The sequence below is a fragment of the Oscillibacter sp. 1-3 genome, assembly GCF_000403435.2.
Lineage (GTDB): Bacteria > Bacillota > Clostridia > Oscillospirales > Oscillospiraceae > Oscillibacter.
On the sequence record NZ_KE159711.1, the window covers coordinates 148,091 to 169,192 of the forward strand.

Annotated in this window: 22 protein-coding genes; 12 read left to right on the top strand and 10 right to left on the bottom strand. The window is 54.8% G+C overall.

What is annotated here, in order from left to right; all coding sequences use genetic code 11:
• Positions 1–130: 130 nt before the first annotated feature.
• From C816_RS18975 to C816_RS18995, 5 genes are all read right to left on the bottom strand, one after another.
• Positions 131–1,042 carry a magnesium transporter CorA family protein gene (locus C816_RS18975; protein ID WP_016324032.1) on the bottom strand — a complete coding sequence of 304 codons (912 nt, stop codon included), beginning with the start codon at positions 1,040–1,042 and terminating at the stop codon, positions 131–133.
• A gap of 292 nt (positions 1,043–1,334) precedes the next feature.
• Positions 1,335–3,164 carry an asparagine synthase (glutamine-hydrolyzing) gene (asnB, locus tag C816_RS18980; RefSeq protein ID WP_016324033.1) on the bottom strand — a complete coding sequence of 610 codons (1,830 nt, stop codon included), beginning with the start codon at positions 3,162–3,164 and terminating at the stop codon, positions 1,335–1,337.
• Positions 3,165–3,435: 271 nt separating this feature from the next.
• Positions 3,436–4,257 carry an AmmeMemoRadiSam system radical SAM enzyme gene (amrS, locus tag C816_RS18985; protein ID WP_016324034.1) on the bottom strand — a complete coding sequence of 274 codons (822 nt, stop codon included), beginning with the start codon at positions 4,255–4,257 and terminating at the stop codon, positions 3,436–3,438.
• The gene (gene amrA / locus C816_RS18990) at positions 4,254–5,642 is read right to left on the bottom strand and encodes an AmmeMemoRadiSam system protein A (protein WP_016324035.1); all 1,389 of its coding nucleotides are present in this window, start codon (positions 5,640–5,642) and stop codon (positions 4,254–4,256) included. Before amrA ends, amrS begins: the two co-directional genes overlap by 4 nt.
• A 59-nt stretch (positions 5,643–5,701) precedes the next feature.
• Positions 5,702–6,457 (bottom strand): DUF6076 domain-containing protein, encoded by a 756-nt coding sequence (locus C816_RS18995; protein WP_016324036.1) that lies wholly within the window; start codon positions 6,455–6,457, stop codon positions 5,702–5,704.
• A 435-nt stretch (positions 6,458–6,892) separates the two neighbouring features.
• On the opposite strand from C816_RS18995, the gene C816_RS19000 reads away from it, so the two are divergent.
• The 6 genes from C816_RS19000 (at position 6,893) to C816_RS19025 (ending at position 12,259) form a co-directional block, all read left to right on the top strand.
• Entirely contained in the window at positions 6,893–7,108 is a 216-nt protein-coding gene (locus tag C816_RS19000; RefSeq protein WP_016324037.1) for a helix-turn-helix transcriptional regulator, read from the top strand.
• A 194-nt stretch (positions 7,109–7,302) separates the two neighbouring features.
• Positions 7,303–7,851: a helix-turn-helix domain-containing protein gene (locus C816_RS22110; protein ID WP_242832271.1), complete on the top strand. Its 549-nt coding sequence runs from the start codon at positions 7,303–7,305 to the stop codon at positions 7,849–7,851.
• A 212-nt stretch (positions 7,852–8,063) separates the two neighbouring features.
• Complete coding sequence (locus C816_RS19010) at positions 8,064–8,495, top strand: hypothetical protein (RefSeq protein ID WP_016324039.1); 432 nt, start codon at positions 8,064–8,066, stop codon at positions 8,493–8,495.
• Entirely contained in the window at positions 8,483–10,216 is a 1,734-nt protein-coding gene (mobP3, locus tag C816_RS19015; protein WP_016324040.1) for a MobP3 family relaxase, read from the top strand. Before C816_RS19010 ends, mobP3 begins: the two co-directional genes overlap by 13 nt.
• 328 nt (positions 10,217–10,544) lie before the next feature.
• Positions 10,545–11,324 (top strand): CAP domain-containing protein, encoded by a 780-nt coding sequence (locus tag C816_RS19020; RefSeq protein WP_016324041.1) that lies wholly within the window; start codon positions 10,545–10,547, stop codon positions 11,322–11,324.
• Between the two features lie 569 nt (positions 11,325–11,893).
• Complete coding sequence (locus C816_RS19025; protein ID WP_242832272.1) at positions 11,894–12,259, top strand: DUF3847 domain-containing protein; 366 nt, start codon at positions 11,894–11,896, stop codon at positions 12,257–12,259.
• Positions 12,260–13,249: 990 nt separating this feature from the next.
• On the opposite strand, the gene C816_RS23110 is transcribed toward C816_RS19025, so the two are convergent.
• From C816_RS23110 to C816_RS19035, 3 genes are all read right to left on the bottom strand, one after another.
• On the bottom strand, positions 13,250–13,780 hold the full coding sequence (locus tag C816_RS23110; protein ID WP_009298863.1) for a GNAT family N-acetyltransferase: 531 nt from the start codon (positions 13,778–13,780) through the stop codon (positions 13,250–13,252).
• Between the two features lie 35 nt (positions 13,781–13,815).
• Entirely contained in the window at positions 13,816–14,619 is an 804-nt protein-coding gene (locus tag C816_RS19030; RefSeq protein WP_009298862.1) for a helix-turn-helix domain-containing protein, read from the bottom strand.
• A gap of 63 nt (positions 14,620–14,682) precedes the next feature.
• Complete coding sequence (locus tag C816_RS19035) at positions 14,683–15,216, bottom strand: hypothetical protein (protein WP_235698432.1); 534 nt, start codon at positions 15,214–15,216, stop codon at positions 14,683–14,685.
• A 97-nt stretch (positions 15,217–15,313) separates the two neighbouring features.
• On the opposite strand from C816_RS19035, the gene C816_RS19040 reads away from it, so the two are divergent.
• The gene (locus tag C816_RS19040) at positions 15,314–16,222 is read left to right on the top strand and encodes a MobA/MobL family protein (RefSeq protein WP_242832273.1); all 909 of its coding nucleotides are present in this window, start codon (positions 15,314–15,316) and stop codon (positions 16,220–16,222) included.
• 103 nt (positions 16,223–16,325) lie between these two features.
• Here the strand turns inward: C816_RS19040 and C816_RS19045 are convergent, their stop codons facing one another.
• Positions 16,326–17,249, bottom strand: coding sequence for a hypothetical protein (locus C816_RS19045; protein WP_016324044.1), 924 nt, complete (start codon positions 17,247–17,249; stop codon positions 16,326–16,328).
• Between the two features lie 35 nt (positions 17,250–17,284).
• Positions 17,285–17,650 carry a hypothetical protein gene (locus tag C816_RS19050; RefSeq protein ID WP_016324045.1) on the bottom strand — a complete coding sequence of 122 codons (366 nt, stop codon included), beginning with the start codon at positions 17,648–17,650 and terminating at the stop codon, positions 17,285–17,287.
• Positions 17,651–18,522: 872 nt separating this feature from the next.
• Between C816_RS19050 and C816_RS19055 the strand changes: the two genes are divergently transcribed.
• The 5 genes from C816_RS19055 to C816_RS24365 all read left to right on the top strand — a co-directional run.
• Positions 18,523–18,873: a DUF2200 domain-containing protein gene (locus C816_RS19055; RefSeq protein WP_016324046.1), complete on the top strand. Its 351-nt coding sequence runs from the start codon at positions 18,523–18,525 to the stop codon at positions 18,871–18,873.
• Positions 18,874–18,885: 12 nt separating this feature from the next.
• The gene (locus C816_RS19060) at positions 18,886–19,287 is read left to right on the top strand and encodes an iron chaperone (protein ID WP_016324047.1); all 402 of its coding nucleotides are present in this window, start codon (positions 18,886–18,888) and stop codon (positions 19,285–19,287) included.
• A gap of 13 nt (positions 19,288–19,300) precedes the next feature.
• Positions 19,301–19,864 (top strand): hypothetical protein, encoded by a 564-nt coding sequence (locus tag C816_RS19065; protein WP_016324048.1) that lies wholly within the window; start codon positions 19,301–19,303, stop codon positions 19,862–19,864.
• 134 nt (positions 19,865–19,998) lie between these two features.
• Positions 19,999–20,541 carry an RNA polymerase sigma factor gene (locus tag C816_RS19070; protein ID WP_016324049.1) on the top strand — a complete coding sequence of 181 codons (543 nt, stop codon included), beginning with the start codon at positions 19,999–20,001 and terminating at the stop codon, positions 20,539–20,541.
• Positions 20,534–21,102: hypothetical protein (locus tag C816_RS24365; RefSeq protein WP_016324050.1), on the top strand; the 569-nt coding region annotated here is incomplete at its 3' end. The genes C816_RS19070 and C816_RS24365, both read left to right, overlap by 8 nt.

A 21,102-nucleotide genomic window follows, 5' to 3' on the forward strand; every position in this document is an offset into this window, starting at 1 on the left:
AAGATGACGGCCGTCATTTTTCTGGACACGTGGCCAATGATGTTCATATAGCGCAGTCCCTCCGCCGATTTCTTTTCGTAATGGGAGGTACCGCAATGTCACCAGAGGAAAAGGCCTTCAGGTAGAAGGACTACCAAAATCGTTTCTTCTTCATAATCCACAAGCAGAGGAACACGATCAGCGCACTGCCAATGATGACCGCTGGATATCCATATTTCCATGTCAGCTCCGGCATTCCGGTAAAATTCATCCCGTACCACCCGGCTACCAGGGACAGGGGAAGGAAAATCGTAGTCACGATGGTAAGAATCTTCATAATCCGGTTCTGGCGGATGTCTATTTCCGCCTGGAACAGCTCCCGCAGCTGCAGGCCGTATTCCCGGAGCAGCTGTGCCTCGCTGTTCAGACGCCCGATCCGCTTCTCCGCCATGTGGAACATACGAAGTTTTCTTTCGCTGAAGTACCCGTTTTCATTTTCCTGAAACTCACAGACCATATCGTCCAGCTGGGTGTAGTACCGCATCCAGCCGGCAATCTCCTTGCGCAGCGCCGTCATCCTGGGGTTAAACCCCTCCATCCCGCCGGACAGGACCTGATCCTCCAGCTGCTCCAGACGGTCTCCAATGCCTTGGAGGTGGTGCAAATCCTTGGCGATCAGCAATTCTATAAATTCATAAAAAAATCCGCCGATACCGTTTTCCAGGTGTGCGTTCTCTTTCCGGAGGCGCTGCACGGCGGAGCGGGCCGTCCCGGTATCATCGCACAGTACCACCCATCCGGGAGTCAGAAGATAGCCGAACGCGATGGGAACGCCGTCCCGTGTGCGCCTGGGGGTCACAATCGTTCCGCACAGGCAGTTGTGCCGGGCTTCCGCTTTGCATACACGGGCATCCCGCGCAGAGGGCGTGTGGCAAAGGACACGCTCCAGGCCGGGGATGGAGACGCCCCGCTCCAGTTCCTCCGACGTCAGCAGAACAAGGACATCCCCGTCCATTTTCTTCTCCAGCGGAGCCAAAGCCGCGCTGATATTGTACCGATTCATAAGATTGCCTCCCGCATCATGATACTGCCATTGTATCGCGTCCATCTGAAATGGTACACTAAAATATAAAATCGCATATTGTGTGAACAAATATTTGGTATTTTGTAAACGTCAGCACTCTTCTATTGGCAGTACTAATTTGACACAGTACAACAAAGCTGTTCAAAAGAGGAACGCCAAAAAGGCCTCCTCAACAGGGCATTTTCATGAGATGTAAGAAAGGCGCCCCGGAATCCCCCGATTCCGGGGCGCCTTTTTGTCAACGTGACCGGTTCCGAGTTTGGATTCCCGCTTACAGCAGCTGGACCTGATAGGCTCGCAGCCAGTGATCCATCTGCAAAAAGTAAGCGATCGTCTGAGGCCGGCTCATCAGCTGGCCATACCAGGGCCAGGGACTCTCGTAAGTCAAAAGATTCTCCAGCGCCTCCCGGCGGACCAGGGCAAAAAGAGGCGGGTTTCCGTCGTCCAGCAGCCGGCGCAGCCTCCGGGCGACCGTCTCCAGATAGATGGGATGAACGGTCTTGGGATAGGGACTTTTTTTCCGATGGAGCACGGATTTTGGCAGCCAGTCCGCCGCCGCGGACCGGAGCAGACCCTTCTCCTGTCCCCCAAGCTCCCGAAGCGCGGGCGGCACATTGTACAAATACTCCACAATCTGCCAGTCGCAAAACGGCACACGGACTTCCAGCGCGCTCCACATGCTCATGCGGTCTTTCCGGTCCAGAAGCGTTTGCATAAACCAGTCCATATTCAGCCGTGTGAGCCGACGGACCCGCTTCTGCTCCGGCGTATCGTCGTCCAGGCAGTCCGTCTCCGCCAGCGTCTTCTGCCAGCGCTGTCGGACAAACTCATCGGCGTCCAATCCCTGGGCGTACTCCGGCGTCAGGAAAGACGCCCGCCAAGCCGTGGACTGCGCCCAGGGGAATCCGTTCTCCGCCCGGACCGCCGGGTCCCGGAACCAGGGATAGCCTCCGAAAATCTCGTCGGCGCACTCTCCGGAGAGGGCCACCGTCACATCCCCGCGCACCTCCCGGCAGAACAGCAGCAGCGACGAATCCACGTCCGCCATTCCCGGAAGGTCCCGGGCCTCCGCGGCGTCATCCAAGGCCGCGGCCACCTGGACGGGATCTAACACCACATTGGTATGCAGGGTATCCAAACAGTCCGCCATCGCTTCGATATAGGGCCCGTCGGCGGAGGGCTGAAATTTTCCGGCGGTGAAATAGCGGTCATTCTCCCGGTAATCCACCGAGAAGGTCCTCAGCCGCTCCCCACGCTCTCCCAGGGTCTCCGCCGCCACGGCGGAAATCACGCTGGAATCCAATCCGCCGGAGAGGAAAGTTCCGATGGGCACATCGCTGACCAGCTGCCTTCGGATGGCGTCCCGGACCAGGCAGCGAACATGCGCCACGGTGTCCGCCTCATTTTCCAGGTGGGGCCGGGCGGTGAGTTTCCAATAGTTCCACAGCCGCAGGCCCTCCCGGTCAAAAACGCCGCACTGTCCCGGCAGCAGCTCCCGTACATTCCGGAAAACCCCCTGCCCCGGCGTCCGGCCCGGGCCGATCAGAAGCAGCTCCGCCGCGCCCTCCGCATCCACCTCCGGCGGAATATCCGGGTGCCGCAGAATTGCTTTGATCTCCGAGGCGAATACCAAGGTTCCATCCGCCGTCACCGAGTAAAAAAGAGGCTTTACCCCCATCCGATCCCGGGCCAGAAACAGCGTTTCCCCATCCCAGACCGCAAAGGCGAAAATGCCGTTCAGGCGGTCTACACACGCGGGCCCCCACTCCATGCAGGCTTTCAGCAGCATCTCCGTATCCGAGTGACCGTCAAACTCCCAGCCCGCTTCCGTCAACTCCCGGCGCAGCTCCGGCGTGTTGTACAGCTCTCCGTTGTAAACCAGGGTGCAGGTCTGGCCGTTTCGGCGGGCGGTCATGGGCTGACGGCCATTTTCCGGGTCCACCACGCACAGTCGGACATGGGCCAGGGCCGCCCGCGGGCTCAGGTAGATCCCGTCTTCATCCGGCCCCCGCCTGCGTAAGACGGACTGCATTTCCAGCAGCGTTTTCTCCCGCTCCCGCAGGTCCTGCTCAAAGTCAATCATTCCGGCGATTCCGCACATATGTTGTCCCTCCTAAAAAACGGGAGCTCGCGAACCATCGCGAGCCCCCTTGCTCGGTACAATCTATGCGCAGAGGCGGCAAAACGTTCCTGACGCCGCTGCGTGGTCCTGTACATGTTGAAAACCTTTGCAATGGGAACTTCGGCGCGATACCGCATATGTGAATCATGATTAAGGAAGCAGAGATAGAGTTAAGAGGCCATGTCTTCAAACTCTACCTCTGTTTTATTACATCATATTTTTGAATAGATGGGGTACAATCCTGATTTCATCAGCAATTCCCCGTATAGACAAAAGGCAGGTACTCCCTCGCCACATCGGCCAGCCGGTACACCCGCTCCACTAGAGCGGGTGTCTTGTCCATCATCCGATACCGTGGAAAGAACCGAGACAGATGCAGAGGGATGTTCCGGTCCACCGACGCCAGCCATTGGGCCAAGTTCCTGATTTCCTCCTCGCTGTCATTTTCACCGGGGATCAGGAGCGTGGTCACCTCCACATGGCATTGCCCCGCCGCCAAGGAGATGGAGCGCTTCACCGTCTCCAGATCACCGCCCAGCTTTCGATACCACTCCGGGGTAAAGCCTTTCAGATCAATGTTAGCGGCATCGATCAACGGGAGCAACGCCCGCCAGGGGGCCTCCTCAATGGTGCCGTTGGTCACCAGTACGTTGACCATACCCCGCTCATGGACCAGAGCGGCACAGTCCCGGACGTACTCATAGCCAAGCAACGGCTCATTGTAGGTGTAGGCTACCCCGATGCTGCCGTATGGCCGCAGCTCCTGCGCCTTACCGGCCAGCGCCTCCGGGGAAACCTCTGCTGTCTCAAGCTCCCCATCTCCACACATGGAAATCTCATGGTTCTGGCAAAATGGGCAGCGCAAGTTACATCCGAAGCTACCCACGGACAAAATCCTGCTGCCGGGATGGAACCGCCGCAACGGCTTTTTCTCAATGGGGTCCAGGGCCAGGCTGGTCACCTTGCCGTAGTTCAGAGGGACAATGGCCCCATTCCGGCAGGCCCTGGCCCGGCAGAAACCGGTCTGTCCCTCGGACAGGTCGCAGTGATGGAAACACAACTCGCAGATCATATGTGCCGCACCACCTCGAACCGCTCCAGGGTGTACTTCTCCCGGGAGTTGATGCCGCCCTTCTGCCGGGCAATGTCAATCTGCTGCTCCACCGTGTCTACGCCCTTCAGGTCGGGCAGCAGCAGTCCCCGGCGGCTGCCGCAGGAAACAATCACGCCGTACTTTTTCACGTCCAGCTGGTCTGGGGAGACAATCGGTTCCGGCTGGCCCAGCACGTCCACGCTGTACTCCAGGTTGTCCAACTCTGCCACAGTCACCGGCGGAAAGCGCGGGTCCCGGGCACAGGTGGAGACGGCATTCTGGACGATCTCCCAGGCTACATTTTCCGTGGTCGGCCCGGTGGTCCCGATACAGCCCCGGAGCTGGCCGTGGGCGTGGAGGGAGACAAAGGTCCCGGCGGCCTGCCCAGTCATCTCTGCGGGCAGGCCCTCCGGCAGACACTGCAGCCGCTTTCCCGTTTTCACAAAGGTCTCCAGGGACATCCGGGCCAGCTTGACCCAGGGGGCCTCGGAGGCCTTTTTCTCTGCCAATCGGGCTCGCTCCAGTTCCTCACACTGTTCCCCAAACCGGCGGCCTTCGTCCGGGCCGATGACAGTGAACGTGGCTACCCCGTAACCCACGCCGGTGACGCCCTCGTAGCTGAGGAGCTTTGATTCCACAGCCTGTCCGTCCAACGCACCGGCCATGATCTGAAAGGAACGCAGGCCGCACTCCGCCGCCCGTTCGCAGAGGGCTGGGTCCATGGTCAAAAAGCGCAGGAAATCCCCGGCGGCCATGGCCTCGGTGATCTGACGGTCAAACTCCGGCCCCTCCGGGGTGTAGCCGTAAGGGCCGTCATTTCTTAGCTTATGGGAAAGGTCTCCGCTGGCGACGAACACCGCTCGGCGGCCCAGGGCATCCACAGCCTGGGCGATGCACTGGCCCAGCCGGTAGTGATCCAGCGGAGAAAATCCGGACAGGCCGATGCGTAGGATGGGGCAGTCCAACCCGGCCTCCTGCAAAAAGTACAGAGGCAGAAAGGTGCCGTGGTCCAGGGACGGGTCCCGCTCGCCCAGCGTCCCGGCCCGCAGGCCGGCGGCCTCCGCACGGCGGATGATCTCGCGGCGCAGCGGGGCGTCATACTCTACACGCAGTTTGGTCTGGGCCGCGCCAAAGGCGGACATGTCTCCGGCGGCGCCACGGCCCGGTGAGATATGGAAATAGTCGGCGTACATAATCTGGTGGGGAGAGGTGATGATCAGCACCTCCGGCTTCCAGGCCGCAACTTGTTCCGCGGTAGCTTGGTAGGCATCAATGGTGGCCTGGACCTCCCGCTCCCGCCCGCGTCCCACCGCAGGGATAATCAAAGGCGGGTGAGGGACAATGATCGCACCCAAAATAGACATATCAGTTCCTCCCTGTCGAAATGTTTGCTGCACCAGTGTCTCCAAAGATAGAGCAGTACTTACTGACGGTTCAATTCCTCTTTCAGCCGCTCAATGACTTGCGCTTTCAGATTCTCGTCCAAGGCCGCTTTCACTTGCTCAATGGCCGCGTCCCGATCCCTCGCGGCTTGCGCCGCCCAGGTCTTGAAAGCCTCCTCGCTCATGTTCCCCTTCATGTACCTAGCATAGTACTTTTTATACGCTCGCTTGTAAAGTTTCCAGGTGTCCTCGTCCTGAATTTTTTTCTCAAAGACCGCCCGCGCCCCGATTTCCCGGCAGGTCTGCTCCGTCTCACCGGGGGCGATGCGCTCACAGTACATCGCCCGGTCTCCCTGCTCATGGAGAAACCAGCGCCCGCACAGCCGGCACTGCCGGGGCGCGCTGCCTCGAAGGATCGCCTTACCCAGCTCCACAAAGAGAAAATCATGCAAAGAGGAAAAGCTGTACCGCTCTGTCATAATTCCAATGTGGCCAGCCGTTGGATGAAAGGCAAAACAGACCGAACAGGTAGCCGCATGCTCCTCCGGACAGAGAAACACCGCCGCGTCTATTTCCCGATCTCTCACATAGGGCTTGAGATGACCGCCGAAAGTCTGAAGCTGCTGCTCCAGCTCCCGCATCAGAGGGATGCCGTCGTTGGAAACCTCCCCGATGTCCTCTCCGATGAAAAACGCCGTCACCGCAGAGCCGTATTTGAAAGGCCCCTGTTCTCCGATCCAATATTCTGTATCGCCAAAGTCCACAGTCAATGGAAAAGTAAGTCTCGGAAAATTCATCAGAATTTCTCCTCTCACAAAATAGACGATTATTTTAATCCAATATATTGACAACACCGCTTCGCTGTGTTACGATACCCCTGCGGATAGATAGACTATATCATGACAGGAATAAATCGTCAACCATTATCTGCACCTCGAAAACTGAATACCCATCACCAAAGACGATACTCACCGGGGAAGCGACGCCAGGATGCTGGGAACAGCCGAGCGCGCCAAGGTCGAGGAAAACGCCGTGGGGGTCAAACAAGGCCACAGGGCAGGAACGGGTACGGTGTATGGCCAATCAAAAGCAAAGACAGTTCGAATAAAAAGCCGCTGAACTGCTGCAACAGTTCAGCGGCCCGCCGCGTTTCGGAAAACACAGCTTGATCTGAGAACAGTCTAACAGAGCGGCCTCCGAAACGCAAGAAAAATTTTGAAGGAGGCACTGCAATGAAAATATCAAATTGCAAGAGTTACGATGACCTGCCCCTGTTCCTCAATGCAAGTATGGTATCGCAGGTGCTGGGTGTTTCGCCGTCCAGCGGTTACGAGCTGATGCACACGCCCGGCTTCCCAGTGCTGAGAGTCGGCAGCCGCATGGTGGTTCCTAAGGAGAAGTTCATCCAGTGGGTGGAGCAGAACACAACTGGAGGGACGCAGCAATGAGGCGGCGCGCAATGCCTATCAGCTGGCTCCGCCGTGACCCGCAGCACTACCGATTCGCTATGCCCAATTCGGTGTGGGAATACAAACTCAAGCCAATTGAGTTCCTAATTTTTTCCTATCTCTGCTATCGCCCCTCTACCAGTACACTCACTCCGGATGTAATTTCGGCAGGCATTCATATGACGGCGGATACAGTGAGAAAGCATCTGGCTGCTCTGGTAAGGAAAGGGATCGTCAGTGAAGATGGTACTCCTGCGCTCAAGTGTGAGGACGTAAAATTTTTCACTCTGCCCAACGAGGTATTCCTGCTGCGGCTTCCACCCTCTGCGTTTATGGTCTACGCCTACCTGCTGCTAATCGAGGACCGCCGGACGCACACCTGTCATCCCAGCTACAACACCATCGCCGCCGCGACGGGGCTGGCAAAGAACACTGCGATAAAAAGTGTCAACACGCTGTTGGAGACGGGGCTCATCACTGTGGAGTCCAGCAGCTATTTCGACAAGCACGGGATGAAGTGGAAAGGCAACAACCTCTACACAATTCTTCCGGTGAGGCCGGCGGTGGATACGTTTCACCAACGGCAGCTTCAACGTTTGGAGCTAGAGGTGAGGCGCAGACGTACCCTCCAACGGCAAAAGGAATACGACCGCCGTCACCCCAGAGATGCCTTGTGTGCCCCGATCCCCGCTTCAGCAGCACCTGACCCGTCCCAACGGTGCAAACCGCTGTGCGGCCCTTGAGAGGCGCAGGGCGAGGGACGAAGGAAAGCAGGATAAAGGCGCGGCGTCTTGTGCCGCCCCGCCGACCACTTCTGCCCGCAGTGCGGGCAGTTTACGGGGGACGGGGATGGCGTCACAGGCAGAGAAGAAAAAAGAGATTGAGGTCGCCCAAGGGCCAATCCCGCCTGCCGCAAGGCTTTGGGGCGGCGTCTTTGGGCAGAAACGGAGGGTTTATGAGCAAGAAAGAGGAAAATCGGTTTCCGCTGCGGCTGGATGATGTAACCCGGTGGAAAATCGAATGCTGGTACAAGAAGAGCGGCTGCCAAAGCCGGAATGAGTTTGTGGAGAGAGCGGTGAACTTCTACGCTGACTACCTGGCCGGTCAGGAGAACGGCGTCCTCCCGGCGGCCATTCAGTCCGCTATCGACGGACGGCTGAGTCTGCTGGAGGACCGCATGGCGCGGATCCTCTACAAGCTAGCCGTGGAAACGGACATGGGCATGAGCGCCGTTCTTGACTGCATCCAGGTGGACGCGGATTACCTGCGGCGGCTTCGCTCAAACAGCGTGAAGAATGTGAAAGCCACCAATGGCCTGCTGACCTTTGAGCAGAAGGAAAAAGAGTGGGTGCAGGGTGCGGAAGGTGATGATCAATGGCAAGGCTGATCGTCAAGAGCCCCTACATCAAGGGCGGCGGCGCCGGCGGTTATCTGAAGTACATCGGCACCCGCGAGGGTGTAGAACCGCTGCCCTCCGGCTACATGGAGTACATGACGGAGCGCCCGCGCTCGCACGGCCTCTTCGGGGACGAGGACAGCGTGGATATGGACGCCGCCATGAAAGAGCTGAACGAATACACTGGCAACATCTGGACACACATCATTTCTCTCAAGCGTGAGGATGCCGAGCGGCTGGGATACGATCACGCCGCCCAATGGCGAAACCTGATCCGTACTCACCGCAACAAGATCGCCTCCGCCATGAAGATCCCGCCCAGTGACTTCCGCTGGTACGCCGCCTTCCACGACGAGGGCGGCCACCCCCACATCCACATGATGGCGTGGTCTGCAAAGCCGGGACAGGCTTATCTCTCCAAAGACGGAATCAAGAAGATCAAGTCCGCGCTGACCAACGATATTTTCAAGCAGGAGATGCTCCACACCTATGAGCAGAAGTCCGCTTCCAGAGATGACTTGGTGCGCAGGGCCCGAGAAGAAATGAAAGCTCTGGCGCAGAAAATGCAGCAGGGCATTGGCGATCACCCTGAAGTGGAGACGCTGATGATGAGGCTGGTCAATCAGTTGGAAACGGTGAAAGGCAAGAAAACCTATGGTTACCTTCCCAAAGCCGTAAAGGAAACCGTGGATGAGATTGTTGATCAGCTGGAACAGCTGCCGGTTATCGACGAGTGCTATCAGATCTGGTGGAATCTCCAATGTCAGATCAACGATTTCTATTCCGAGAAGGAACGCCAGCGGCCACCACTGTCCCAGCAGAAAGAATTCCGGTCTATCAAGAACGCTGTCATACACGAGGCCGAAAACATTCGCATGGGCAAGATCACTTTTGAGGATGCGGATATGGATGAGTCCGCCGAGTTCTCTGACCTGTCATACGACTGCTGGGAACTGTGGATGGTGGCCCAAGATGACACGGCCTCGATGCCGGATAGAGATGAAGCGGCGGCACAGCTCATGACCAAAGCCGAGAATGGCAATCCTGACGCACAGTATCTTGTGGGCATACTCTACCGGGACGGCCTGGTGCTGATCCCTGACAGTGTGGAAGCCGCAGGTTGGTTTGAGCAGGCTGCTCGTCAAAGTGTGATTGCGGCACAGTATGAGTTGGGTGTGCTGCTTCTCTCTGATGATCCGGAAATCCATGATCCAGGATTGGGTGTGCAATGGTTGGAGTATGCCGCTCAAAACGGGAATGACTGTGCCGCCTATCGGCTGGGCAAAGAATATCTCAAAGGCGAGATCGTGGAAAGAGCCACCGCCAAAGCGGTGGGGTACCTCACCCAGTCCGCTGAAACTGGAAACCAGTACGCCCAATACGCTCTGGGCAAGCTCTGCCTGGAGCGCGGTGATAAGGTGGAAGCCCGTTATCGGTTCGCACAGTCTGCCGCTCAGGGCAACGAGTATGCTCAATTCTTCCTGGAGCGCTGGAACAGCCTGGAGCCGCCCTCGCTCATGCTGTCGGTTACCCGGCTGCTCCACCACATGGGCCGGATCTTTCAGGATCAGGCCCCAGCTCCGTCTGTCCCCGGCGGCATCCGGATCGACCGCAAGCGGCTGGCTCAGATCAGAGAAAAGAAAATCGCCATGGGTCACAAGGCGAACGATCATGACGAGCCAGCCCTTGGCCCGACTATGACGATGGGCTGAATTGCACCTGCGTCTCCAAAGAGGTCTGCAAAGATTTTTTGGGCAAATTTTAACAATTTATAGCCGTTTCTGCTCCATTTTATTTACTCTCCGGCACTCTTTGAAAACAGTGTTTCCACGTGTTCCACGTCTGTCTGTGGCTGGTTATGTGGTCAAGAAAATTGTCTCACCGAAAGAGACCGTCCACAAACACAACGAAGCACTGTGTAATTCGCTTGCTTTTCACCTCTGTATTTCTCCGTTTATCCCTATCGACTTTCGCCTCCTATTTCGGTATTGTGTTGCTTGCAAAAGCCCCACAAAACACTGAAAATTAGGAGGAAAATGTATGACCAACATGAAAAAGCGCATTGCCGCCACACTGACAGCAGCTATCCTCACAACTGTCCTCACTGTCCCCGCCATGGCAACGGAAACGCCCGACAAATCCGTCCGGGTGAGCAGTTACAAGGGAAGTACCCTGGAGGTAGGAGACCGTAGCGGACTCATCATCAGTCCCAGCGGTGCAAACTACACTGTGACTTCCAGCAACCCAGACACGGTAGCGGTGGAACAGGTGCTGACCTTCTGGGTTGCCATTGCCAAAGCGGAGGGGATCGCAGAGATCACCGTCTCCAACAGCGCTGGAGAACGTGGGACCGTAATACTGACGGTTGGCTCCGCAGCCCCCGCTGCGCCGGAAGCCCCCGCCAGCGGGGACAGCGCCGGCCTGACAGACAACCTGGAGATACGGCAGGAGATGATCTGGCTCATCAACCAGACCCGAAAGGACAACGGAGTGTCGGAACTGCCGGTCAGCGAGGCCCTAATGAATGCCGCCCAAGCCTGCTCCGACCGGCGCTACACATGGCATCACGCCCTGGAGGAAAGCCAAGCCGCTGTTGACGCCGGTTACCCCTATGGCTTCGGTGACAACCTCACCGTGTTCACCGGCACAGCCGACGCAGCCCAACGCGCTGTCGACAACTGGATCAACTCTCCTGGCCATTTCGAGACGATGATCGACTCCAGATGTGACTGCATCGGCGTGGGCATGACCCAGTACGACGGCATCACCTACTGCTATATGTTTGTCGGGATCCCCAACAGCGTCAACTTCTATGCATAAGAGAATAGTACTCAAGGAGGGCCGTCCAGGAAGCTGGATGGCCTTCTCTCATGGTGGTAGAAAGCAGAGTACAGGCAGAAAAATACAACACCGGGGAGCAGATTTACTGCTCAGATATTGCGTACCAGTAAACAAGGAATTAAACCCCTTTATCAGTCCCAAGGCTGTATGCACAAGCGGAACCGCCATTTGGTAGACAACAGCAGCGTGTGTGTCTGCTACCTCAACAAGGAGAACGGCGGGACGGCCTATACAGTGGACTATGCGGGAAAGAAAGGACTGGAGATCATCAACCTTGTCAAATCCTGTTCCCCGTTTTCGGCGGCGAAATGGCAACGGCAAAAATGCAGACAGTCAAGGGGACAGAGTGGAGTCCTTGACCGTTCCGGGCTGGGCTTATCGCAAAAAAATGACAGAAAGCCATAGGCTGGAGTGGTACTGGCAGCGGCTCTCAACCATCAGAACCATATCCGTTTTGTCAGTAGCGGTGTCGGTGATGTCCTGCACAAAATAGCCGGAAACGGGTGGGGACGGTGTTGCCCCTGGGGCGCTGTGTCACACAGTCCGAATTGAGAAGATTAAGCATTGAGGAAGAAATCCGCCAGCTTGAAAACAAGAAAAAGCGGCTCATCCAAGAGCAGAAAGAGCAAGAGCGCAAGGACAGGACAAACCGGCTCTGCAAGCGCATGGGGCTTTTTGAGAAGCTGCTGCCCGACACCATCCCGCTGACGGAGGAGCAGTTCAAGACCTTTTTGGAGCAGACCGTACTGACCGAACACAGCCGCCGCATACTGGACGGATTGACCGCCCAGAACGCCGCCACAGCCCCCGCACAGGGCGCAGGAACGGCGGGGAGGGATAACACCCAGCCTGCCGCCAAAACCGCCCATCCAGCACAGGAGGGCGGCGCAGACGGGAGCGCGGTGCAAGGGTAACGGGCTTGCGGAGTGAGGCCGGGGGTATTATCCATCCCCGGCCCCGTTGGGCGTTATTGTGCCGCTGTTCTGCCGGTGGATGTTGCCTTAATGCGCCTTAAAAACAGAGATATATTCATCATAGGCTTCCTTTATTTTTCTTCGGCAAATACTTTTCCATAAGGAAATGCACTTGCCCCTATCTCGTAAGGTGTCCGGTTCCATATTGCCCCCAAATCCAATACAATCCTCGTCGTATTCAATTAACCCTTTTTCTCCAGATATTGCAATTTCATTCGGACATTAGGTCAGTTTACAAGAGACTACACGCAGACCGTGAAACGGGCTGCTGACAACAAACGGCGCTATGCTCCCGGCAAGGGGCATAGCGCCGTTTTGTTGTGGGGGTATCCAAAGGGGGCGTAGCCCCTTTTGGCACACGACTTTGCGTAGCAAAGTGTAGTGTGTTATACGCTCTGTCGGCGTTGCCGTGAAAATGCCGTTGCCGCCGGGGAGGGCAAGGGTATTTGAAGCGGCAGGAGAACAGGCTGTGCTTGCGGGGCGGGAGGCCGCAGGCGCAGGGCTGGTTTCATCAGCAGACAGAGCGTATATGAAAGCCCCCGTTCCTCGTCCCCCGTTTGGACTTAGGGCCAACTTGGCCCGATGTTGTGTATAGACACTCGGCAAAGATAGCAGAACGGACGGAAACCGTCAAGGCTGAAATGAACGGGCTTGCGCCCGGCCTTGACCGCCGCCGTCCGTCCCGCTGAATGGGTAGACAAGACGGACAATCCCATACTGTGCTTGTCCGCCATCAAAGCTATTTTGGAGTTGTCCGACCTCTCAGAATTGGAATGGGCGGGAAGCCATTTTAGGGCTTTCCCGCCTTGATTACCCATCAGCAAAGACGGGCGAGACTGTCAACGGCGGTGCATTTATGCGCAGTTCATCTTGTCGTTGACTGGCTCGGCTGGCTTTGCTATCTCCCAGACGAGGAATTGTTGAAAGATGTTATAATGAAATCCAATATCTTTGTATTATTCCACTTTTACTTAAACCTACTGTATCAGAAATTTCGTTCTCCAACATCCCACCATTTTTAATAATCGTTCTTTGTGAAGCTACATTTCCTTTATCGCAGGTTAATAAAACCTTACTTTCTCCGAAGTCGCGACAAATGGGCAAAACCAGTTTTAGCATTTCAGACGCGTACCCTTTTTGCCTTTCTGATGGACGAATACTATATCCAATATTGCCCCCATAATTTTTAAGAAAATCCGATAATGGGTGACGAAAATCTATCATTCCGACAAGAAATTTGTCACTTCGTCTTACCGCTAAAAACACTTCTGATGGAACATATCCAGTTTTATACTTTTTTCTTAATCTTCCTTCAAAATCAATCCATTCATCAAATGAATAGACATCTTCAAGTCCTGCACAACCGTCAAAGCTATCCCCATTTTGTGACATTTCTTCTTTGTATGACATTACTTGTTCTGCATAAAGTTTACATGGCCTAACTAACATCAATCCACACATTACTTTTTACCTCGCAATTTCTCGATTGTCGCTCGCTATTTCCGTTTTCCCCGTTGCGGCACATAGCTTTTCGTCAACTCGGATTTTTGTACAATCCGGGTCAGCCATTGTTTTTCTTCCTCCGTCAGCTTGGTGTAGCGCAGTTTTGTCTGCTTACAGAACACCATCAACAGGTGTTCCGCCCGACTGCCCTTGAAGCTCGCCACTTCCTCCAAATCCCGCTTGAGTTCGTCCACAATGGTATTCTCCGGGGCGCTGTCGCTCCTGCCCCTGTGGGCTTGCCGTATGTCCTCCATGATAGCGTCAATATCGTGATGTACCCGGCTGCTGAAATAGTCGCCCTCTCGTACATGGGCAGCTTGCAGCACACCAGCGGTCTTGTCATGCTCCCCCGGCTGATACTTCTCCACGATTTCAGCCCTCGCCACGTCTACCCATGCGTTCAAGTTCTGTATCTGTGTGGCGGCGATACCCTCCACATAAATCTGTATATCGGCCAGCAGCTTCACAAAATCCGGGTGCGCCGCCAGCTCACAAAGCAAGGCGGTGTCAATCCGTCCGCTTTTCAACAATTCAATCATATCGTCACTCAAACGCAGGTCTGCAAGATCGGCGTTTGGGTGATTTCTCGTTTCGTTCAGCCCTAACAGATAATCAGCGGTCACGCCGTAAAACTTCGCCAGCTTGATAAGGGCATAATGGCTGATGTCCTTGAAGTCGTCCGCTTCATAGCTGCCCAGCGCAGACTTGGAAAGCTGTGTCTGCTCCGCAAGCTGTTCCAGCGTCAGTCCACGTTCCACACGCAGGTCTTTCAGGCGTTCCTGTATAGTTAAAGCCAAGCTATCCCTCCTTGCTTTGCCTCCTCGATAAACTGGGAGTTATCGGGCTTAACCTTCCTGTCGCTATGAAGCCGACTTGCGTGCGGTAACTTCTGCACAGACCAGCCCAGCTATATACTCTGCTGTTTCATTTGTTAACAGGAAGAACATTCCGTCATTACGGCATTTTTTATGTGTATCGCCATTCAAGGTATAAACAAAACCTTTCACACAGGTATCACTACAAGCATTAGGGTCAATAAGCCGCTTGCAATCACGAGAAGCAGTCATTTTCTTTTGCATATCAGCAGGCAGAGAAGCGAGTGTATCCTCATACTTGCCAGCATTGTCACCGTAAATTCGTGCCAAAACACCTGACTTGCGAAACACCCAATTCATTATTGTTTTCTTTTCTAGTTGGTATGAAGCCGCATAACCGCTTTTTACCTCCTTTATTACGAGGTCACAACCCTGTTCAATAAGTTTGTTATTAAGTTCCTCAACAAACGCTTGGTGTTCTGGCGCAACTGCCGATAGAAACTCTTTGAATAAAACCTTTTCTTTTGCCATTATTTTTTCCCTCACAACTTCATATTTATCGTTCTGCTTTTTTTCCATTCTACCACAAATCCGAGAGCGTGGAAATAGTGTGTTTTCCAGCGGTATTTCCAACCTTTCGGATATACGGGACGGGCGGTCAAAAAAGTGTAGACTTGTGTTAGTTCATCGATGGACAAGCACATGCAAGGCCATTTCCACCGTAGACTGGAACGAGCAGACCAAGGCCGAGGAATGGCGGGCGGCGTGGGCGCAGCTTTGCAACCGGGCGTTGGAGCAGTACGGACACAACCAGCGCATCGACCACCGCAGCTATGAGCGGCAGGGTATCGACCAGATACCCACCGTCCATTTAGGCGTTGCCGCTTCCGCCATGGAGAAGCGCGGCATCCGCACCGAGCGCGGCGATCTGAACCGGGAAATCGAAGTGACAAATCAAAAACTCCGGCAACTGAAAGCCCGTATCGCCAAGCTGCAAAAGTGGCTGAAAGAGGAACAGGAGAACACCGAGCCGCCTACCCTTGCCGACTATATCCAGGGCATTTTGAGCCGCAGGGCGCGGGAGGGGAAATCGCAGGTTTCCCAATCCATCTACAACCTCAAGGACGCGGCGAAAATGCTGAATTTCCTACAAGCCAACAACATCATGGATATGGCGGGGCTTGATGAAAAATTCAAGTCCATGATAGGGGAGCAGTTTGACATTCAGCATAAACTGAAACCCATTGACCGGCGGTTAGGCACTCTGAAAAAGCACATCGAGCAGGCCGAGATTTATTTCAAGTACAAGGGGAAAAAGCGTCTGACCGAGGCCGAGCAAATCCTGTTTACGGCGGCGCACGACTATCTGAAAGGCGTGATGAACGGCAAGACCGCCCTGCCAGTAAAGGCATGGAAAGCGGAGTATGTCCAGCTGACCGCCGAGAGGGAAACGCTCAACCGGCGGTATCTTGCATTGAAAGGGGAAGTGAAAGAAGCCGAGCAAATCCGCAGGAGCGTTTACAACATCTTGCGGCAGGAACAGCGGGAGCAGCAGCCCCGCAGGGCGCAGGATATGGAGCGGTAACAGACAGGGCGGCGGGGCAGTCAACATCTACCCTGCCGCCCATCCAACGGTTTTTTATATGCCGTTTCCGTTGGCGGCTGAGAATATATCAGAATTTCACTATTTATTTCTTCCGCTTTCCCTCATTAGAAAGATGTGGCTTACCCGCCTCTATTACGGTTGCCTCATCCAGGTTCTTCCCCAATAACTCCTGTATCTGGAACTCAGGCACCAGCTTTTTAGTCTTTGAGTAACTTTGTGAGGCATCAAAGGGGCGAAAAATAAAACCTGCTCCTAATTCTGCTCGGAGTTGTGGATCTATGCTCTCCTCAAAGTAGTTCACCACTTTTTGGCGCAACACTGGCGAGATGTCCTCATATACGGTTTCTGTCAGCTGGAGAACTATGGAATTACCCAGTTCCTCGGTTTTCCAACAGGGCGCATTTAATATCGTATCGCGCCCTAACATTTTGATATAGGGTGGGCCAAAATAGGTGCGCCACTTTAATGCGGGACAACGAATATCAAGTCGGTCCGGAATAAATGCACTGTTTGTATTTGTGCAGGGGATAGAACTGGTGTAGTCATAAACTTCGGCATGGACAGGGGAAAATAGACGAACCAAATCGTTGCAAAAATCAACAAACTGAGCCATGTTTTGTGCGTCCTTTTTTAAGAACAGTTTGGAAATATTTACGGAAATCATATTAAACAGAACAGAATTTGCCCAGTTGCTCCATCCTATATAATATCCGATTTTTCCAGGAGCCCTTCCTTTCATCATGAGTTGCGCATTGCAGGGACGGCTCTCCAGTTCCTCTTGAGAAAGGTCTGCGCCTTCGAACCAAGACAGAATTATTTCATCCTCTTTTTTATCATTGAATATCTGCTTCATAGGCTCATAATTACCGTACTTAAAGGGCCGGTAATTGGGGCCATAGGCATCAACCAGTCGAAAAAAATCCTGTGCAGCCTTCCTGTTATGAAAGGGTTTTGTTGTTCGAAGGCAAAAATCAATTTCTTGTCTTGCCGGAGTAATTAACGCCATCAGGGCACCCCCACAATTTTTATATTCACGTTGCTTTATATTTTCTGGATACCCATTTGTACCAGCCAGCCTTGCAGTTTTTTCACGGGAAAGCCGGTGACGGTAAATTTTTCTTCAGATTTGCTATGTATCGTTACTTTGGTAGCAAATAAATGTTTCCCAACTGTAAAGCCTCTGATTTCCGAAAGTTTAAGCTCAAATTCCATGTGGCTTGTCCAAGAAATACGAAAGCAAACTCTCTTGTTGGTAACAAAGATTGTACCACGCCACACGTTACATGAACTTCCCAGCACAGGCTCCCAATAGGCCATCATGCCCTGCCCAATCAATGCCTCGCCCGGTTCAAGTTGTATGTCTGCCATAGTTGCTCCCCCACGCTCCAAATTGTATTGCAAAGCCATATAGCACAGCCTCGCCGTTTCGTCTGAATCTTTATCTTAAGTATAGCACATCTCCCCGCCGCAGACAATCCCCGTTCTACGTCCGTTCCGACTATCCAGACAGTCAAGGGACGAGTAGTATTTTTTGCTTTGCAAAAAATCTCCACTCTAACCCCTTGACCGTCTGAATTTTTGCCGTTGCCATTTCGCCGCCGAAAACGGGGAACAGGATTTGACAATCCTGCCCCCCGCTTTCGTCAGATCCATTTTAACGGCAAAACCGTCTGCACTGTTGCGGCGGCTGACGGTAGGTTTTGCGGTGGCTCTGCCCCCGCGCCCCCGGCCTCTCCCAAAGAACAGGATAAGGGCAAATGCGTAACCGGGGAGCGTGGACATTTAGACCTGCGGCCCAGCCCCCAAACCTGCATGATTAGGGGCTTTCTGGGGCGCTCCAAGCCCCGGCGCGGGGTGGGTAAGGGTTTTATACTACCCACCCCCGAAAACGGCTTTTAACCGTCCACGGGGCTTTTCCCGCCTGATTTTTCCCATCCCTTGAAAAGTTCCTCTTGACAAAAAGCCTAAAGGACTGTTCAGGGAACTACCGGCCCGGCATGAGCTTTGCCGCCAAGCGGGATTACCAACGTGCTTCTAACATAGCCGGAGGATGATATTAGCCCTATGGCTTTGACGACAACCTCCTCGTGACGGCAGAAAGCAGAGCACAGGCAGAAAAATATAACGCCGAAGGCCACAGATTTACTGCTCAGATATTGCGTAACCGAAAACAAAGAATGAAACCCTTTCCGTTGACCCGCGCAAGATTCAGGCCGACTCTTGGCAAAACAATATAGGATGTGGTAAAATAGTATATCATTATCTGGAGCGCATGCATTATGAATAACGACAAAGTGTTTCAAATGAATTTCGGGAAAGTTTACGGGCTTCTGCTGGACAAGGCCACCAGGAAGGGCAGGACGAAGGCCGAGGTGGATGAAGTCATCTGCTGGCTGACGGGGTACAGCCCGGAGCAGTTGGAGTCGTTCCGCTCCTCCGGCCTCTGCTACGGGGACTTTTTCCGCAAGGCACCCCAGCCCAATCCGAACCGGGTGCTGATCAAGGGCGTGGTCTGCGGCGTCCGGGTGGAGGAGGTAGAGGACCCGCTCATGCGGGAGATTCGCTACCTGGATAAGCTGATCGACGAGTTGGCGAAGGGAAAGACGATGGAGAAGATTCTGCGGAAATAGGAGGAAGCAGCCATGTGGGTATGTCCCAAGTGCGGGCGATCATTCAAAAATGTGGACCAGAGCCACTACTGCGGGAAACCTCCGGCGACGATTGAGGAGTATATCGCCGCCCAGCCGGAAGAGGCGCAGGACTATCTGCGGCAGATCAACGCCGCCATCAAGGCCAGCATCCCGGAGACCAAGGAGAAAATCTCCTGGAGTATGCCCACCTACTGGAAGGGCCGCAACCTGATCCAGTTTGCGGCCTCCAAGCGGCACGTCGGCCTGTACCCCGGCCCGGAGGCCGTGGAGGCGTTTGCCGCCCAGCTGACGGAGTACAAGACCAGCAAGGGCACGATCCAACTCCTTTACAGCAAGCCGCTCCCGCTGGAGCTGATTGGGGAGATTGCGAAGTGGTGCGAGGAAAACAACTGAGGAGAGCTTAAACGTGGGTAAGCAAATCAATTATTGGCTGGGATACACAGATTTTTTGCAGATCGCACAGGCGGCATTAGATTGTGGTTGTGTTATTATCAAGCCCGTTTCTGAAAAACTGATTTATGGGCAGACGCTGGACATCGTTACAGAAAATCAGCATCGTTATTACTTCTACCTGCCAGAAGCGGGTGCATTGATGGAGCAGCAGATACCATTCCAAGACGGGAATTTGGTCGGCTATAGTGCCGCTGGCAATACGGTAATAGAAGCAGGTTTTTCCTTGGTTTATGACGAAGCGAAGAAAATAACTCGAAGCCGGTTGTTTGCAATTTCTGGATACTATGATGAAAGTAGGGAGTATATTCCCAGACCGGAGTGCCTGACGAAAACCTATAACAGATTAGCCCGTACAGTAAAAAAGGTAGCGCCATATACAGAATTAACCGATTATATTATCAGCACCCATGATAGCAGTTACCGGCAGGAAAAAGAGTGGAGGCATAAAGAATATGTTTCTCCCGCATACCTGGCGCTGAGAGCATCCCAGAAATATGAGTTAGTTTCCAGTCTTTAGCGTCTAATGCCTGCCCGCCTTCCATTGAGAGCGGGCAGGCATTTTCTGTGCTCTTAATTTTGCGGAAAATTTTTGTAGGATTTTGCCGTCTCCGGTGTATAGTAGGACATACGAACAAAAAGGAGGGAGTCATCGTGGAGGATACGCGGCTGGTTCACGCCCTGCAAAACCGGCAGAATGGGGCGATGGAACGATTCCAGACGGCGTACACTCCGCTGCTGCGGTACATCATCGCCCCCATCCTCCCCGACGAGCGGGATCGGGAGGAGTGTCTGTCCGATGTGCTGCTCCAGGTGTGGGACTCCATCGGCACCTTCGACCCGACCCGGGCCACCCTGACAACCTGGCTCACCCATCTGGCCCGAAACGCCGCCCTCAACCGCCGCAGGGGGAATGAGCACCGCAGAGAGGGCGGTACACTGGATGAGGCCATGCCGGACGCCGCCGACGGCCCAGAGCAGTCCCTTCTGAAAGCGGAGGCGGCCCGGGTCCTGTGGGCGGCGGTGGAGCGGCTGGGCCGCAGGGACCGGGAGCTGTTCCTGCGCAAATATTACTACTACCAGCCCACCGCCCAGATCGCAGCCGAATCCGGCCTGACCGTCCGGGCGGTGGAGGGGAAGCTGTACCGTATCCGCAAGCATTTACAGTCGGAACTGGGAGGTGTATTCCATGGATGAATTTGACCGTCTGCTCTATGAGGGCTCCGCCCAGCTGCCGCCGGAGCTGTCCGAGCTGAAGCCGCCCTGTCCGTGGAAAAAGCCCATCAGCCAGATTTGCTGGGGACTGGCTCTCGTTACCATCACCCTCAACTTTTTGGGCCTGGACACCATTCTGCCGGCGGTGGGGGCGGCGTTGCTGTGGCTGGGCCTGGCCCCCCTGCGGCGGGAGAACAGTGGATTCCGGTTCGCCTATGCCTGTGCCACTCTGTACGCCCTGCTGCGCTTGGCTGTTGTGTTGTTCCAGGCTACACCTTTGGATCATTGGCTTGCGGGCCTAATCGGTCAGGAGTGGAACACCACCACCGGCCCAGTGCCCCTCTACTATGCGCTGCGGACAGTCCTGATCCAGTTGGTTCTGGTCTTTGCGGTCGGCGGACTGTGGCAGGGATTGAAGGGGGTGTTCCATCAAGCCGGACAGAAGCCCCGCACCGCCGCTGCCGGAGGACTGGTCATGCTGGAGGTTCTGCTGCTTCCGATGGCCCTCGTTGGGCTGGAGGGATGGCTGCTGGTGGGACCCAT